Below are 16,380 nucleotides of genomic sequence, written 5' to 3'. Positions count from 1 at the left end.
TCCGCAGGGTCGGTGTGCGGTGGATCAGAGCTGGCCCAGCGCCCAGAATCCCACCGCGAAGCAGGCCAGGGCGAGCAACAGGACCGGGACGACGACCTTGACGGGCGGGCCCGGGCGGCGCCGGGGAAGCGCCCTCGATCGACGTGGAACCTGCGGGGGCCGAGCGGTGTATGAACCAGTAGAGGTGTACGCGTGCTGCTGCACCGCCGAGGCCGGGGCTGGAGAGAGGCCCAGCGGTGGGTGCGACTGGGGGGAGGGCACATGCGCGGGTTCGGGGTGTTGCGCTGGGATCGTTCGGACGGGAGTCCCGGCAGGGGGACTGGCTTGCTGCTCGGGTTGCTGTGGTGGGTGGCCCAGGCCGGGGGTGTGCTGCTGCTCGGCCTGTCGCGACGGCGCGTCGGCGGTGAGCACCTGGGGCGGGGGCAGATGGAAGCTGCCGGTGTCGGACATCGTCGAGGGCCGCAGCGGTGCAGGGGCGCGTTCGGGGCGGGGTGGTACGGCGGTGGGGGGCGGCTCCGGCGGCAGGTGGGCGGCTTGGGGCGACGATGCCGAAGACGCCGAGGACGCCTGGCCGGGATCTTGGGTCCAGTGACCGGTTCCTGGTCCCGTGCCGACGCCTGAATGTGTGCTTGAGCCCGTGGCCGTGGCACCGGTACCGACCGCGGAGCCATTGCCAGAGTTGGAGGAGCCTGTCCGGGGCGGCGCGGTGGTGGGCATGGGGGGCGCGGGTATGGAGCCTGTGGTCGTGTGCGAGGGCTGAGGGGTGGCGCCCGGGAGCGGCGCCGGTAGCGCGGGGCCATTCCCGGGCTGGGACGGCACATCCAGGGGAGACGGACCGTATGCCGGCGGATGGTGAGGCGGCGGCGGGGTCGCGTCTGATATGCCGCCGGTGCCGGCACCGGTGCTTGTGTCCGTCTTGTCCAGCCCCGATGCCCTGTGCAGGGGGCCTTCGGGGGCGAAACCCTTGGGAAGCGGACCGAGTTGGTCGAAGACCTCGACCAGTTCGTCGTCCGGCCCCGGCTCGGGAAGCAGTTCGGTGGCCGCGGCGAGGGCCTTGCGGGCGCCTGTGGCGGTACGGAAGCGGGAGTTGGGGTCCGGCTGGAGGAGCGTGGCGATGACCTGCCACAGCGGCTCGGGGATGCCTCGCGGCGCTTTCGGCGTGCCATGGGCGGCGAAGTGCTCGATGAGGGCCTTGGCGTCGGGCTTCGCGCCCTCCAGGAGGTACAGGGCGACGAGGCCCACCGCGAAGAGGTCGGCAGGGAAGTCCGGATCTGCGCCCAGCATCTGCTCGGGAGCGAAGTAACCGGGCGTTCCCACCACGTAGTTGGTCTCGGTCAGGCGGGGCTCGCCCAGACGCATGGCGATGCCGAAGTCGGACAGGCGCAGCCGGGGGCGGGCCGTGCCCGTGGCCTCCAGCAGCACGTTGGCGGGCTTGATGTCGCGGTGGATGACGCCCTCGGCGTGCACGGCGGCGAGGCCGGACAGGAGTTGGTCGAGCAGGCCGCAGACGTAGACGGGCGGAAGGGGACCGTAGTCGTTGACGAGGTTGACCAGAGAGCCTCCGGCCACCAGGTCCATGGTGAACAGGACCTTGTCGTCGTCGGCGGCCCAGCTCGCGGGGGCGAGGACATGAGGGTGGTCGATTCGTACGGCCTGCTCGCGGACGAAGCGCAGCAGGGCGTGCGCGTCACGCTGTTGCAGGACCTTTGCGGCCACATAGCGGCGGCGGCGGTGGTCCCAGGTGCGCCAGACCGCGCCGACTCCCCCGCGCCCGATCGGGTCGACCAGTTCGTACCGGCCGGCGAAGACCTCACCCATGGCTGTGCGTCGTTCCCCCTTCGGCTCCCCTCTTGGCTGCCCGTCGGCGGAGGGCTCGGCACTCGTGCCGCCCTCCGCGGAGCCGGCTCGCACGTGCCCGGCTTCCCTCGGAGCTAGTACCCGCTTCTGTCCCCCTGCCGCTCTGTGCTGTTCCTGATTCCCGGTCTATGCGCGGAGCCTACGTCCACGACGTCGCGGCTCACGAGGGGCCTACAGACCCCTTGTCCCCCTCTTCGGCCTCGGCCCGGTCGCCGAACCCCCTTTCGGGGACCGGGCCTTGAGCTCAGTTCTGGTGGGACTGGTAGTGCGCCACCGCGTCCGAGGTGCGACCCGCGCCGTACACCCGGAGGAACTCTGCCAGCTCCGGGTGGGTCGGGGCGAGGGTGTCCGCCGCCTCGATGATGTCGCCCGCGGCCGCCACCGAGCGAAGCAACGACTGGATCTCGCGGACGACCCGCTTGACCGTGGGCGCCCCCGAACTCGTCGTCGACTGCGTGGTGTTGCTGAGCACCGAGCCCCCCTGTGACTTCTTGATCTCATCCATGCGCTCGGTCGCCTCGGCGGCGCTCACGCTGCCGTCCGCGACCTGACCCGCCAGGTCCTGCAGCAACTGCACCCGCTGGACCACCGCTGGGTTGCCGATCTTGGCACGCTGACCGCTCATCAGCTGCGACAGCATCGGTGCGGAAAGGCCCAGCACTCCCGCGAGCCGGGCCTGGTTGAGACCCAGGTCCTCGATGAGCCTACGGAAGAGCGCCCCCAACGGCTCTCCGTACCAGTTCCGCTGCAGCTCCCGGGCTCTTGCGGTCGCTTCCTGCTGTGCGGCGTCCATTGCGTCTCCCCATCGCTTCCCCAAATACCGTGGTTCGCTGTAGCGAACCACGACGAGCATCTTACGGAGAGTGGTCGTTCACGGGGACCCCCAATCTTTTTGCGAGATCCCGGGGGTGACCCGGTACTCTGGTCTGCGAAGCCTCCCGGTGGTCCTTCCTTCCGGGTGGACGCTTCCCTTCCGGGGCCTTAGCTCAGTTGGTAGAGCGCTGTCTTTGCATGGCAGATGTCAGGGGTTCGACTCCCCTAGGCTCCACAGCGGATTGACCGGGCCGGATGTCGTAGGACATCCGGTCCGGTCTTTTTTCGTGCCTACGGAGCCTCGGCGTCGGTGGCTTCTCGGGTGAGGATCGTCGCGATCGCTATGTGTGCACTTCGTAGAAGAAAGGCCGCTGGAGCGGGGGCAATGGATCGTGGCACGTGTCGATGTGCGCATATGCGAAACCAGTGTTCTGGGTCACAACGATAGATGGCGGAATGTGTGCGTCACCCTTCGCAACCGGACCAACACATTCCGGTCGGAGGGCAGCGGTGCACTGGGGGCAGGGCTGTTTCACGTGAAACAGCCCTGTGGGGCAGAAGACCTTCAGGTCTTCTGCCCCACAGGGCTGTTGAAAGGTGTCCCGCCGAACACACCCTCGTGCAGGGGCGAGTCGGGGGGAACCTGTCCTCCGCCGACGGCCGTGGGAAGGTGCCCTCAGCTGCCGGCGCTCAGTGGGTTCTCAGCGGCGGTTGTCCCGGTCGGCGGCCTCGTCCTCGGCCTGTTTGGCCTGGACCTCGGGGTCGAGATCGGCCTGGCCGCTGCCGTCCACGGAGGACAGACGACCGGAGTCGGAGACTTCGGTGGCGGCAGGGGGCTCGACCAGCCAGTCGGGGTTGGCCTGCTTGTCCCACCACTTCCAGGCGGCGAAGGCGCCGCCCGCCAGCACGCCCAGGACGGCCAGGCCCTTGGCGGCACGGCCGAGCCTCGCCCGGCGCTGCTGCCTGCGGACCAGCCGCTGGATCTGCTGGGGTGAGACCTGTCCACGCAGTGCGGCCAGCGCCGCGACACTGCGGGCGGTGGCCTCCTCGCGGACGGGGCCGGCCGCGGCTACGGCCTGCTCGATACGTGGACGGGAGTAGTCGGCGGCCTGGCGGGCCGCCTTACGGGTGCGTGCGGCGGCTTCGTGGGCCGCGTGGTCGACCTTCGGCGGCACATGCGTGCGGGCCTGCTCCAAGCGCGGGACGACATGGGCGCCGTACTGGACGCGTGCCTGTTCCGCGGCCTGCGACACTTTCGGCGCGAGTCGTACACGTGCCTCTTGCGCGTAGTGCGAGGCCTTGTCCTTGGCCGTGTCGGCGTAGGGCGCCACCACTTCCGCGGCGTGCAGCACGCTGTCCTTCGCCGAGCCGGTCGCGGCGCGCACGCTGTCGATGCGGGTCACGGGATCCTCCTCCTCGGTGGCGTACGGTAATTCGACTTTCCACCCTTTTGGGGATCATGCCTCCCGGAGTGCTCCGGGGCATGTGCGGGCGGGCATCCGGGTCATGGCCGCGACTCCGGCCGACGTCGATCAGAGCCGCTCATGAACCCGTTCACGTGCAATATGAGGATGAATACGGGGCAACAGGAAGTTGTCCACGACAGTGCCGACAATGCCACGGATCGCCGTGAAGCGCGCCGGTACCGGGGCTACTCGGCCGGTTTTCCGCGCGCCCGCCGTACAAGAGCGAGGGCGTCGGGGGACGCACGGCGTCGTCCGTGCGAGGATCGGGGGAGTCACAGAGGACAACGGAAGGCAGATCGTGGCAGAGCAGCTGTACGCCACCCTGAAGACCAACCACGGCGACATCGAGGTGCGGCTGCTGCCGAACCACGCGCCCAAGACGGTCCGCAACTTCGTCGAACTCGCCCAGGGCGAGCGTGAGTGGACCAACCCGGCCACCGGCCAGAAGTCCACGGACAAGCTCTATGACGGCACGGTCTTCCACCGGGTGATCAGCGGATTCATGATCCAGGGCGGTGACCCGCTGGGCAACGGTACCGGCGGTCCGGGCTACCAGTTCGCTGACGAGTTCCACCCGGACCTCGCCTTCGACAAGCCCTACCTGCTGGCCATGGCCAACGCCGGCCCGGGCACCAACGGCTCCCAGTTCTTCATCACCGTCTCCCCGACGGCATGGCTGAACCGCAAGCACACCATTTTCGGTGAGGTCGTCGACGCGGCCAGCCAGAAGGTCGTGGACGCCATCGCCGGTGCCCAGACCAACCCGCGCACCGACCGCCCGGTCAAGGACGTCGTCATCGAGTCGGTCGTCGTCGAGACCCGCCAGGGCTGAGCCCTCGGACAGTGGCTCCCGGGCCGAGCATCCTGTGGTTCACCGCGCGGACCGGACCCCGAAAGGTTCACAAGGTCCCGAAGGGAACCAATCGCCCCGCCCATCCGTAAGGATGAGCGGGGCGATGCGTTCACACAGGAGACGAAGGGGACCCGATGGATCAGGTGCCGAGCAGCCCGCAGGACGCGCAGGGCCTGCCCTCCTGCTACCGGCATCCGGACCGCGAGACGGGCATCCGCTGCACCCGCTGCGAGCGTCCCATCTGCCCCGAGTGCATGGTGAGCGCCTCCGTCGGCTTCCAGTGCCCCGAATGCGTCCGCAACGGCTCCGGCACGGGCCACGCGCCCTCCGCCTCCGCCCCGCGCACCCTCGCGGGGGGCACGGTCGCCGCCGACCCTCGGCTCCTCACCAAGATCCTTATCGGCGCGAACCTGCTGCTCTTCCTCGTGAAGGAGTCCCTCGGCGAAAGCTTCACCCACCGGTTCGACCTCATCGGTCGCGCCTGGGTGCCGGAGCTGGGCGCCTCGCTCCAGGGCGTCGCCGAAGGCCAGTGGTACCGGCTGGTCACGTCGATGTTCCTGCACGGCAGCGTCACGCACATCCTGTTCAACATGCTGAGCCTGTGGTGGATCGGCGGCCCGTTGGAGGCGGCCCTCGGCCGGGCCCGCTATCTGACGCTCTACTTCGTCTCGGGTCTCGCGGGCAGCGCCCTCACCTACTTGATCGCCGAGCCGACTCAAGCGTCACTCGGAGCCTCCGGCGCCATCTTCGGACTCTTCGGTGCGACCGGTGTCCTCATGCGCCACCTCAAGTACGACATGCGCCCGCTGATCATCCTCCTGGTGATCAACCTGATCTTCACCTTCAGCCCGATGTTCAACATCGCCTGGGAAGCCCACGTCGGCGGCCTCGTCGGCGGTGTGCTGATCGGCTACGCGATGGTGCACGCACCGCGCGAGCGGCGGGCGCTGATCCAGTACGGCATGAGCGCGCTGGTGCTGGCCGCCGTGGTCGTCATGACCCTGCTGAGGACCGCCCAGCTGACCTGAGGTGATGGCGGACCGTCACCGCCCCGCCCCTGGTCGGGCACCGTTACAGCACTGTTGTCCACAGACTGTGGCGGATCTTGTGCATAGGGTGCGGGAACAGGTGTGCCCCCTGTCGCTCACCTGCGTTTTCGCAGGTCAGACAGGGGGCGAACATGCTTGCGAGTGCCGGTAGGCCAGTCGTACCGGCGTCAACGCCCAGTGAGTTATCCACAGATCGTCGTTCTTTTTCCCCACTGTGGAAAACACCTGTGGATAACTCCGTGGATGGCTCTGGGGAGAACTACCTCCACCGAGCGGAGACCACTACTTCCACTGGGTCGAGACACCGAATCCGGCAGCGATGAAGCCGAAGCCGACCACGATGTTCCAGTTGCCGAGCGAGTCGATCGGCAGCGAGCCGTCCGTCACATAGAAGACGACGATCCACGCCAGCCCGATCAGGAACATGGCCAGCATGACCGGAGCCACCCAGCCACTGCTGTTCAGCTTGATGTTCGTGGCCTGCTTGGACGGCGGCGGCGTGTAGTCGGCCTTCTTGCGGATACGTGACTTCGGCACGAGGGTCTCTCCTGTCGATGCGCTGCGTGGCCGCGCAGGGAACTGTGGCGGGCTCCGGGGCAGCGTACAAGGGGACACTGAATGCTCCCCCGGGCGTCCGTTAGCGTAGTGCTTCCGCGGCGCCTAAGGAGATAAGGGTACGTTGAGCAATTCAGCCGACTCCCCCGAGGCGGGTTCCGGAACCTCCCCCCGAGGCGGTTTCCGGCCCGTGAGCGTGCTCACCGTCGGGGTCTTCGCCCTCGCCGGACTGATCTTCTTCACCAGCTTCGACACGGCCAAGGGCACCAATATCCGTACGGACGCCTCTCTGCTGAAGCTCTCCGACCTGATCCAGGAGCGCAGCCACAAGAACGGGCAGCTCGACGAGTCCAACGCGGTGCTCCGGGACGACGTGGAGGCCCTCGCGGAGCGGGACGACGGCAGCACCGAGGCCGAGGACGCCCGGCTGAAGGCGCTGGAGAAGAACGCCGGCACCCAGGAGCTCAGGGGTCAGGCCCTCACGGTCACCCTCAACGACGCCCCGCCGGACGCCACCGCCAAGCTCCCCGGCTACCCCGAACCGCAGCCCGACTACCTGGTCATCCACCAGCAGGACCTGCAGGCCGTGGTGAACGCCCTGTGGCTGGGTGGGGCCGAGGGCATCAAGGTCATGGACCAGCGGCTGATCTCCACCAGTGCCGTCCGCTGCGTCGGCAACACCCTGATCCTCCAGGGCCGCGTCTACTCACCCCCGTACAAGATCCAGGCGGTCGGTGACCCGGAGAAGCTGCAGAAGGCGCTCAGCGCCAGCGAGGCCATCCAGAACTACATGGTCTACGTGAACGTCTACGGGCTGGGCTGGAAAGTCACCGAGGACGGGCCGGTGACTCTTCCCGGCTACTCGGGCACAGTGGATCTGAAATACGCGAAGCCCGTGGAGTGACGGCAGCCGGGGGACCCGTGTCGGTGCGCGTGATCGTGAGGACCACCAGCGAGCTCTGCATCACCGTCGGCACCCTGATCGTGCTCTTCGTCGTCTACGTGCTGTTCTGGACCGGTGTGAAGGCCGACACCGAGATGGACCGCCAGGTCGACCTGCTCCAGGACCGGTGGGCGAAGCAGCCGGTGCGACCCACCTCCGGCCCGGGCTCCCCGGCGTCTCCCGAGCCGCCCGCCGCGTACGAGAGCGGCAAGTCCTTCGCGCTCATGTACATCCCGCGCCTTGGTGCCGCGTGGAACAAGCCCGTCCTGGAGGGCACGAAGACGGACACTCTGAAGAAAGGACTCGGCCACTACGCGAACAGCGCGCAGCTGGGACAGAAGGGGAACTTCGCGGTGGCCGGCCACCGCCGTACGTACGGCGATCCCTTCAAAGATTTTCCCAAGCTGCGTCCCGGTGACGAGGTCGTCCTGACCGACGGCGCGGACTGGTTCACGTACGTCATCGACAAGGGGCCCTACCGGACCTTGCCCACGGACGTCCAGGTCATCGACCCCGTGCCGACGAAATCCGGCTTCACGCGCGCGGGGCGCTATCTGACGCTGACGACATGCGACCCGGAGTGGGGACACAGTCATCGGCTCATCGTCTGGGGCCATCTGGATTCCACACAGCCTGTGGAGTCAGGGAAACCGGAGGCACTACGCCGTTAGTCTGGTGGCGGTACGGCGTGAGTCCGGTGCCGTGGTGTGAAGGAAGGGACGGCATGTACGGCTGGATCTGGCGACATCTGCCGGGTAACGCGTGGCTGAAGGCGCTGATCTCCATCGTGCTGACCCTGGCCGTCGTCTATGTCCTCTTCCAATACGTCTTTCCCTGGGCCGAGCCTCTGCTGCCCTTCAACGATGTGACGGTGAACGACCAGTGAGTGCCGCCCGACCCGCCCGGGTCCTCGTCGTCGACAACTACGACAGCTTCGTCTTCAACCTGGTCCAGTACCTGTACCAGCTGGGCGCCGAGTGCGAGGTGCTGCGCAACGACGAGGTGGCGACCGCCCACGCCCAGGACGGCTTCGACGGCGTGCTCCTGTCCCCCGGGCCGGGCACTCCTGAGGAGGCCGGCGTCTGCGTGGACATGGTCCGCCACTGTGCCGCGACGGGCGTCCCCGTCTTCGGCGTCTGCCTCGGCATGCAGTCCATGCAGGTGGCGTACGGCGGTGTCGTGGACCGCGCGCCCGAACTGCTGCACGGAAAGACCTCGCTGGTGGAACATGAGGGCAAGGGGGTCTTCGCGGGCCTGCCCACCCCCTTCACCGCGACCCGCTACCACTCCCTGGCCGCGGAGCCGGCCACTGTGCCGGCCGAGTTGGAGGTCACGGCCCGCACGCACGACGGGATCATCATGGGCCTCAGGCATCGGGAACTGCCGGTCGAGGGCGTGCAGTTCCACCCCGAGTCGGTGCTCACCGAGCACGGCCACCGCATGCTCGCCAACTGGCTGGCCGAATGCGGTGACCAAGGGGCCGTGGCCAGGTCGACGGGGCTCGCCCCCGTGGTGGGCAGGGCCACGGCGTGACGGCACTGCGCCCCGAGCGCGAGAGTGCCCCCTACGGCGGCGAGGCCGCGTACGGGGGCGCCGAGTCGTTCGAGGCGGAGGCCTTCCAGCCGGGAACGCCGTTCGGGGACACGGCTGATCCCCGGCCGTGGACCGTCCAACAGACACCGCAGTACGGGCAGGACGACTGGTTCGGGCAGCCGCAGCCGTACACGGAGCCCGCGTCCGAGTCGTACGAGCGGTACGAGCCGTACGAGACGTACGAGCCGCTTTCCCAGCCCGCGTCCGACGGGCTGTACGAGACCTATGCCGCGGCCGGCTCGGTGGGCGCGCCAGGCGGCCTCCCGACCGAAACGGCCCTGCAGCACCCTCCGATCGACGAGGAGACGGTGGCGCTCCGGGTGGAGGAGGCGCGGCGGATAGCTGCCGCGGCCGAGCCGATACCCGCGCCCCCGGTTCCCGGAGGCCGTGCGGCCCGCCGTAAGGCCGCGAGACGGCACGGGAGGCACGGGGGCTCCCCGGGGGCCCACGCGGGCTCCGGAGCGGCTCAGGGGCCCGAGGAGGGCTTAGGAGAGGACGAGCGGCCGTCGCCCCGCTCCAGGATCGAGGCGCGCCGGGCGGCGCGGGCGCGCAAGCCCAGCGCGGGAGTGATCGCGAGCCGGGTCATCGGCGAGGTGTTCATCACCACCGGCGTGGTGATGCTGCTCTTCGTCACCTATCAGCTCTGGTGGTCCAACATCCGTGCCCATCAGCAGGCGGGCCGGGAGGCGACGAGCCTCCAGGAGGAGTGGAAGAGCGGCAAGCGCGCGCCGGGCGCCTTCGAGCCCGGGCAGGGCTTCGCCATCCTGCACATTCCGAAGCTGGACGTCGTCGTGCCGATCGCCGAGGGCATCAGCAAGTCGAAGGTCCTGGACCGCGGAATGGTCGGCCACTACGACGAGAACAGCATCAAGACGGCGATGCCCGAGGACAAGGCGGGCAACTTCGGTATCGCGGGCCACCGCAACACCCATGGCGAACCGTTCCGGTACATCAACCGGCTCAAGCCGGGCGACCCGATCGTCGTGGAGACGCAGAACACGTACTACGTCTACGACATGGCCTCGATCCTGCCGGTGACCCCGCCGTCGAACGTCAGCGTGCTCCAACCCGTGCCCCCGGGCTCCGGCTTCACCCAGCCGGGTCGCTACATCACGCTGACCACGTGCACGCCGGAGTTCACGAGCAAGTACCGCATGATCGTGTGGGGCAAGATGGTGGAGGAACGGCCGCGCAGCGAGGGGAAGCCCGACGCGCTCGTCCAGTAGGGGCTCGACCAAGGGCGGAAGAACTGTGGCAGTGACCACCGACGACACCGAAGAGACGACGGACGCGCCCGAGGCCACGCCGCGGCGCCGCGGCATGAGCCGGATCGCCATGGCGGTCAGTGTCTTCGGTGAACTCCTCATCACGGCGGGCCTGGTGCTCGGTCTGTTCGTCGTCTACTCGCTGTGGTGGACGAACGTGCTCGCCGACCGCGAGGCGGACAAGGAAGCGAACAAGGTCCGCGACACCTGGGCCTCGGACGACGGCCCCGGTGCCCTGGACACCAAGGACGGCATCGGCTTCCTGCACGTCCCCGCCATGAACAACGGCGAGGTCCTGGTGAAGAAGGGCACCTCCACCAAGGTCCTCAACGGTGGCGTCGCCGGCTACTACACCGATCCGGTCAAGGCGACCCTCCCCAGCTCCGACAAGGACGGCAACTTCACCCTGGCCGCCCACCGTGACGGACACGGCGCGAAGTTCCACAACATCGACAAGCTCGAGAAGGGCGACTCGATCGTCTTCGAGACGCGCGACAACTGGTACGTCTACAAGGTCTACGACACCCTCACCGAGACCTCGAAGTACAACGTCAAGGTGCTCTCGAACATCCCCAAGGAGTCCGGCAAGAAGAAGGCCGGCAAGTACATCACCCTCACCACCTGCACGCCCGTCTACACGTCCCGGTACCGGTACATCGTGTGGGGCGAGCTGGAGCGGGTGGAGCGGGTGAACGCGGAACGCACGCCGCCGAAGGAACTCCGGTAGCGGCTCGGTTGGTTGCTCCCCTCTAGGGATGTTTCACGTGAAACACCCTGTTTCACGTGAAACATCGAGACGACGAAGGAGCCCCGGCCCCCCTCGGGGGCCGGGGCTCCTTCGTCGTACGGGGCGGAGGGCTAGGTCAGTCCCTCTGCCATGGGTAGGTGGCGCTAGTCGAAGAAGCCTCCGCCGTCGCCGCCGCCATTGTTGTTGTTGCCGTTGTTGCCACCGAAACCGACCGAAGCGAGGGTGATCGTCGTCTGGGCCGGGTCGGCCTTGTTGCCGCCGTCCGGGTCCTGGTCGGTGACGAGCGCGGTGTCGCTCTGGTCGCTGCCGCCCGCGAACTGGATGTTGGTGAAGCCGGCCGCCTGCAGGATCTGCTTGGCCTGGCCCACGGTCCGTCCGACGACGTTCGGGACCTCGGCCTCCTGCTCCTCCTCCTCGGCCGCCTTGCCGATCTGGATGGTGACCGTGTCGCCCTTGTTGAGCTCGGAGCCCGCCTCGGGGCTGGTCGCGACGACCTTGCCGACGAGGTTGGGGTCCTGGGTCTCGACCTCGGTGCACGTGCCGACGAGGTTGTTGGCCGCCATCTGGTTCTTGGCGGCGTCACAGCTCTGCCGGGCCACGTCCGGAACGGTTTCCTTGTCCGGAGCCTTGGCGACCGTCAGCGTGACCGTGGAGCCCTTCTCGATCTTGCCACTGGCCGGGTCCTGGTCGATCACGATGCCGGCCGTGCGATCGGACTCCTCGGTCTTCTTCTCGACCTCGAAGCCCTTGTCCTTGAGCTCGGCCTCGGCCTCGTCGAACTGAATGCCCTGGACGTCGGGGACCGTGACCTTCGGAGCTCCCGTCGAGATGACGAGGGCGATGGTGTCGCCCTTCTTGACCTCGGTGTCCGCCTTCGGGTTCTGGTCGCAGACGTTGCCGGTCTTCTGCTCTTCGCACGCGGCCTTGGTCGTCGTCACCTTCAGATCGACGTTGGTGGCGGCCTGTTTCGCCTCCGCCTCGCTCTGCCCGACGAAGTTCGGTGCCTTGAGGGTGTCGTTGCCGGTGCCGTTGCCCGAGAACATCCATTGGCCGATGAGGACCGCGCCGATCAGCACCAGGACACCCGCGACGACCAGGAGGATCGTCGAGGTGTTGTTCTTCTTCGGCTGCTGGCGGCGACGGCCCTGGCGGTCGTCGTAGCCGTAACCGTCGTCCGGACCGACCGGCGGGAGCATCGTCGTGGCGCCGGCGTCGGCCCGCAGGGCGGTGGTCGGCTGGTCGTCCGGGTAGCCGCCGTAGCCGACGGAGCCCATGGCCGCCGTGGCCGCGACGGGCTGGCCGTCGAGGCAGGCCTCGATGTCGGCACGCATCTCGTCGGCGGACTGGTAGCGGTAGTCCGGGTCCTTGACCAGGGCACGCAGGACGATGGCGTCCATCTCCGGAGTGATCTCCGGGTCGAAGACGCTCGGTGGCTGCGGCTCCTCCCGCACGTGCTGGTAGGCGACCGCCACGGGGGAGTCACCGACGAACGGCGGGCGGACCGTCAGCAGCTCGTAGAGCAGACAGCCCGTCGAGTACAGGTCGGACCGGGCGTCCACCTGCTCACCCTTGGCCTGCTCCGGAGAGAGGTACTGGGCGGTGCCGATGACCGCGGACGTCTGCGTCATGGTCATACCGGAGTCGCCCATGGCGCGGGCAATGCCGAAGTCCATCACCTTGACCTGGCCGTTGCGCGTCAGCATGACGTTGGCCGGCTTGATGTCGCGGTGGACGATCTGGTTGCGGTGGGCGTACTCCAGTCCCTGGAGGATGCCGATGGTCATCTCCATGGCCCGCTCCGGCAGCAGCTTGCGGCCGCTGTGGAGAAGCTCACGGAGGGTGGAGCCCTCGACGTACTCCATGACGATGTACGGGATCGAGACCCCGTCGATGTAGTCCTCGCCCGTGTCGTAGACCGCCACGATCGCGGGGTGGTTGAGCGAGGCGGCCGACTGGGCCTCCCGGCGGAACCGGGCCTGGAAGGTGGGGTCGCGCGCGAGGTCCGCTCGCAGCGTCTTCACCGCCACGGTGCGGCCGAGGCGGGTGTCCATCGCGAGGTAGACCTCCGCCATGCCACCACGGCCGAGCACCTGGCCCAGCTCGTACCGGCCGCCGAGGCGACGCGGCTCTTCCATAGCTTCCTACCAGCCCTCTCCGTCGGTCCCGACCGCACCCATGTGTGGTCCGGCGGCTGTGCTCCGGGCATACGGTACCCGGCTCGCCTTCCATGACCTGGCCAACCGCGTCACCCGATACAGGACCGGTATCGCAACGTGCACCGATGTGAAGGCGACGTGAGCGGCGTCACTTCTTGCTGTTGATCACTGCCTGCATCACACTCTTCGCGATCGGGGCGGCGAGACCGCCACCGGAGATCTCACCCCGGTTCGCCGAACCGTCCTCCACGACCACGGCCACGGCGACCGGCGAGCTGCCGTCGCTGAGCTGGGCGTAGGAGATGAACCAGGCGTACGGCTTCTCCTTGTTGTTCACGCCGTGCTGCGCGGTACCGGTCTTGCCGCCGACGGTGACGCCGTCGATCTGCGCGTTCTGACCGGTGCCCGTCTTGACGACGCTCTCCATCATGTCCTGGAGCTTCTGGGCGTTCTCCGGCGAGACCGCCTGTGACAGCGTCTCGGGGTCGTGCGTCTCGATGACGTCGAGGTTGGAGGCGCGCAGCTGGTCGACCATGTAGGGCTTCATCAGCTCGCCGTCGTTGGCGACGGCGGAGGCGACCATGGCCATCTGGAGCGGGGTGGCCCGGTTGGAGGCCTGCCCGATGCCGGCCATCGCGTTCTGCGGGCGGTTGTCCTCGGGGTAGACGCTCTCTGCGGCGCGGACGGGAGTGTCCAATGTGGCCTCATTGAAGCCGAACTTCTCGGATTGCTCGATCATCTTGTCGTTGCCGACGGTGTCGGAGAGCTTGCCGAAGACCGTGTTGCAGGACTGCTCGAGCGCGTAGCGGAGGGTGGCGTTCTTGCACACGCCGTGCTGGTTGGTGAGGTTGCTGGACGACTCCGGCAGTTTGTACGGGTCAGGAGTGTCCGTCTTGTCGTCGATGTCCGAGACGGCGCCGTTCTCCAGGGCCGCGGCGGCCGTGACCACCTTGAACGTGGAGCCCGGCGGGTAGGTCTCGCGCAGCGCGCGGTTCAGCATCGGCTTGTCGGCGTCCTTCTCCAGCTTCGAGAAGGTCTCGCCGTCCTTGGTGCTGATCCCGGCGAACGTCGACGGGTCGTAGGACGGCGTGGAGGCCAGAGCGAGGATCGCGCCGGTCTTGGGGTCGAGTGCGACGACGGCACCCTTCTTGTTGCCGAGGCCGTTGAAAGCGGCCTTCTGCGCGGCGGCGTTGAGGGTGGTGACGACGCTGCCGCCCTCCTTCTTCTTGCCGGTGAGCATGTCCAGCGTGTTCCGGAAGAAGAGCCGGTCGTCGTTGCCGGTGAGGATGCCGTCCTCGAGGCTCTCCAGCTGGGTGGCGCCGACGATCTGGGAGGAGTAGCCGGTGACCGGCGCCCACATCTCGCCGTTCTTCCAGGTGCGCTTGTACTTGTAGTCGGCGCCTTCGGACGCGACGGAGCCGGTGATGGCCTTGCCGTCGACGATGATGTCCCCGCGCGGCGTGGCATAGCGCTCGATGGAGACGCGCCGGTTCTCCTTGTCGGTGGCGAGGGAATCCGCCTTGACGTACTGGAGCCAGTTGTTGCGGACGAGCAGGGCGAGGACCAGGAGCCCGCAGAAGATCGCGATGCGGCGAAGGGGCTTGTTCATGACGGTCGGACCACCTGGGTCATCTCGGCGTCGGGGTTGGGTGCGGGGGCGGGCGCGGGCCTGCGCGCGGTGTCGCTGATTCTGATCAGGACACCGATGAGTGCCCAGTTGGCGATGACCGACGAACCGCCGTATGCCAGGAACGGCATCGTCATACCGGTCAGGGGGATGAGGCCCATCACACCGCCGGCGACGACGAAGACCTGGAGGGCGAAGGCGCCGGACAGGCCGACGGCGAGCAGCTTGCCGAACGGGTCGCGGGCGGCGAGGGCCGTGCGGATGCCGCGCTCCACGATCAGGCCGTAGATCAGCAGGATCGCCATCACCCCGGTCAGACCCAGCTCCTCACCGAAGGTGGCGAGGATGAAGTCGGAGTTCGCGGCGAAGCGGATGAGCTCGGAATGGCCCTGGCCCCAGCCGGTGCCGAGGGTGCCGCCGGAGCCGAACGCCCACAGGGCCTGCATGGCCTGCTCGGAGTGGATGATGCCGTCGTTGGTCCCCGCACGGCTGAGCTGGTACTCGCGGTACGGGTCGAGCCAGGCCTGCACACGGGTCTGGACGTGCGGTTCGAAGCTGGCCACGCCGACGGCGCCGGCAGCGGACATCAGCAGACCGAAGACGATCCAGCTGGTCCGTTCGGTCGCCACGTACAGCATGATCACGAACATGCCGAAGAACAGCAGCGAGGTACCGAGGTCGGTCTCGAAGACCAGGATGAGGATCGAGATCGCCCAGACGACGATGATCGGGCCGAGGTCGCGACCGCGCGGCAGGTACAGACCCATGAAGCGACGGCTGGCCAGTGCGAGCGCGTCGCGCTTCACCATCAGGTAGCCGGCGAAGAAGATCGCCAGCACGATCTTGGCGAACTCGCCGGGCTGGATGGTGAAGCTGCCGACCTGGATCCAGATCTTGGCGCCGTAGGTGAGTTCCGCGCCCAGGCCCGGCACCAGGGGGAGCAGCAGCAGGACCAGCGCGCCGGCCATGGAGATGTAGGTGTAGCGCTGGAGGGTGCGGTGGTCCTTGAGGAAGATCAGTACGGCGACGAGGAGCGCGATGCCCATCGCTGTGTAGACCAGCTGATTGGTCGCCTTGCCGCCGGCCTGTCCGATCTGCTGGAGCAGTTCCGACTGGTCCAGTCGCCAGATCGCCACCAGCCCCAGCCCGTTCAGCAACGTGGCGAGCGGCAGCATCAGCGGGTCGGCGTACGGCGCGAACTTGCGGATGACGAGGTGGCCGATGCCGGCCAGTACCCCGAGGCCGATGCCGTAGGCGGCGAGTCCGGCGGGCACCTGGTCGTTCAGGGCGAGACCCACGTTGGCGTAGGCGAACACCGGGATGACGACCGCGAACGCCAGCAGCGCCAGTTCGGTGTTGCGTCGGCTCGGTGTGCCGATCGCGCCGATCGTGGACGTGTGCTGCGTCGACGTGTTGGTAGGACTGCTCATGGTGTGCGTGGGCCCCTCGCGGCTT

Annotated in this window: 15 protein-coding genes and 1 tRNA gene; 9 read left to right on the top strand and 7 right to left on the bottom strand. The window is 68.0% G+C overall.

All coding sequences use genetic code 11. The features are described 5' to 3' along the window. Positions 1-24: 24 nt before the first annotated feature. Positions 25-1,818, bottom strand: coding sequence for a serine/threonine-protein kinase (locus RM704_RS10315; RefSeq protein WP_033530591.1), 1,794 nt, complete (start codon positions 1,816-1,818; stop codon positions 25-27). A 283-nt stretch (positions 1,819-2,101) separates the two neighbouring features. Further along, positions 2,102-2,650 (bottom strand): helix-turn-helix domain-containing protein, encoded by a 549-nt coding sequence (locus tag RM704_RS10310; protein WP_033530590.1) that lies wholly within the window; start codon positions 2,648-2,650, stop codon positions 2,102-2,104. A 182-nt stretch (positions 2,651-2,832) separates the two neighbouring features. On the opposite strand from RM704_RS10310, the gene RM704_RS10305 reads away from it, so the two are divergent. Then, positions 2,833-2,905: transfer RNA gene (locus RM704_RS10305), tRNA-Ala, on the top strand. Between the two features lie 466 nt (positions 2,906-3,371). On the opposite strand, the gene RM704_RS10300 is transcribed toward RM704_RS10305, so the two are convergent. Continuing rightward, positions 3,372-4,073, bottom strand: a complete 702-nt coding sequence (locus tag RM704_RS10300; RefSeq protein ID WP_033530589.1) for a DUF5324 family protein — start codon at positions 4,071-4,073, stop codon at positions 3,372-3,374. A gap of 361 nt (positions 4,074-4,434) precedes the next feature. On the opposite strand from RM704_RS10300, the gene RM704_RS10295 reads away from it, so the two are divergent. Together RM704_RS10295 and RM704_RS10290 are read left to right on the top strand one after the other, a co-directional pair. Further along, a complete protein-coding gene (locus RM704_RS10295) occupies positions 4,435-4,968 on the top strand; it encodes a peptidylprolyl isomerase (protein WP_033530588.1) in 534 nt (177 codons plus the stop codon). Between the two features lie 155 nt (positions 4,969-5,123). Next, positions 5,124-6,017 (top strand): rhomboid family intramembrane serine protease, encoded by an 894-nt coding sequence (locus tag RM704_RS10290; RefSeq protein ID WP_033530587.1) that lies wholly within the window; start codon positions 5,124-5,126, stop codon positions 6,015-6,017. A gap of 303 nt (positions 6,018-6,320) precedes the next feature. On the opposite strand, the gene crgA is transcribed toward RM704_RS10290, so the two are convergent. Then, positions 6,321-6,575 carry a cell division protein CrgA gene (crgA, locus tag RM704_RS10285; protein WP_033530586.1) on the bottom strand — a complete coding sequence of 85 codons (255 nt, stop codon included), beginning with the start codon at positions 6,573-6,575 and terminating at the stop codon, positions 6,321-6,323. A gap of 142 nt (positions 6,576-6,717) precedes the next feature. Here crgA and RM704_RS10280 point away from each other — a divergent pair, with 142 nt between their 5' ends. The 6 genes from RM704_RS10280 to RM704_RS10255 are packed head-to-tail and all read left to right on the top strand — an operon-like array spanning position 6,718 to position 11,121. Then, positions 6,718-7,497 (top strand): DUF881 domain-containing protein, encoded by a 780-nt coding sequence (locus RM704_RS10280; protein WP_192829793.1) that lies wholly within the window; start codon positions 6,718-6,720, stop codon positions 7,495-7,497. A 17-nt stretch (positions 7,498-7,514) separates the two neighbouring features. Further along, positions 7,515-8,207 carry a class E sortase gene (locus RM704_RS10275; protein WP_033530584.1) on the top strand — a complete coding sequence of 231 codons (693 nt, stop codon included), beginning with the start codon at positions 7,515-7,517 and terminating at the stop codon, positions 8,205-8,207. 53 nt (positions 8,208-8,260) lie between these two features. Then, positions 8,261-8,422: a hypothetical protein gene (locus RM704_RS10270; RefSeq protein WP_033530583.1), complete on the top strand. Its 162-nt coding sequence runs from the start codon at positions 8,261-8,263 to the stop codon at positions 8,420-8,422. Beyond that, entirely contained in the window at positions 8,419-9,069 is a 651-nt protein-coding gene (locus tag RM704_RS10265) for an aminodeoxychorismate/anthranilate synthase component II (RefSeq protein ID WP_033530582.1), read from the top strand. Before RM704_RS10270 ends, RM704_RS10265 begins: the two co-directional genes overlap by 4 nt. Further along, positions 9,066-10,355: a class E sortase gene (locus tag RM704_RS10260; RefSeq protein WP_033530581.1), complete on the top strand. Its 1,290-nt coding sequence runs from the start codon at positions 9,066-9,068 to the stop codon at positions 10,353-10,355. Before RM704_RS10265 ends, RM704_RS10260 begins: the two co-directional genes overlap by 4 nt. A 31-nt stretch (positions 10,356-10,386) precedes the next feature. Next, positions 10,387-11,121 carry a class E sortase gene (locus tag RM704_RS10255; protein WP_438828906.1) on the top strand — a complete coding sequence of 245 codons (735 nt, stop codon included), beginning with the start codon at positions 10,387-10,389 and terminating at the stop codon, positions 11,119-11,121. Between the two features lie 164 nt (positions 11,122-11,285). Here the strand turns inward: RM704_RS10255 and pknB are convergent, their stop codons facing one another. The 3 genes from pknB to RM704_RS10240 form a co-directional block, all read right to left on the bottom strand. Next, entirely contained in the window at positions 11,286-13,277 is a 1,992-nt protein-coding gene (pknB, locus tag RM704_RS10250; protein WP_033530579.1) for a Stk1 family PASTA domain-containing Ser/Thr kinase, read from the bottom strand. Positions 13,278-13,446: 169 nt separating this feature from the next. Continuing rightward, positions 13,447-14,907 (bottom strand): peptidoglycan D,D-transpeptidase FtsI family protein, encoded by a 1,461-nt coding sequence (locus tag RM704_RS10245; protein WP_033530578.1) that lies wholly within the window; start codon positions 14,905-14,907, stop codon positions 13,447-13,449. Further along, positions 14,904-16,355: an FtsW/RodA/SpoVE family cell cycle protein gene (locus RM704_RS10240; protein ID WP_033530577.1), complete on the bottom strand. Its 1,452-nt coding sequence runs from the start codon at positions 16,353-16,355 to the stop codon at positions 14,904-14,906. Before RM704_RS10240 ends, RM704_RS10245 begins: the two co-directional genes overlap by 4 nt. Between the last annotated feature and the right edge of the window lie 25 nt (positions 16,356-16,380).

Source organism: Streptomyces gottesmaniae (genome assembly GCF_031845845.1).
Taxonomy (GTDB): domain Bacteria; phylum Actinomycetota; class Actinomycetes; order Streptomycetales; family Streptomycetaceae; genus Streptomyces; species Streptomyces akebiae.
The sequence above is the reverse complement of the archived record's forward strand: the minus strand, read 5'-3'. Positions and strand labels throughout refer to the sequence as shown.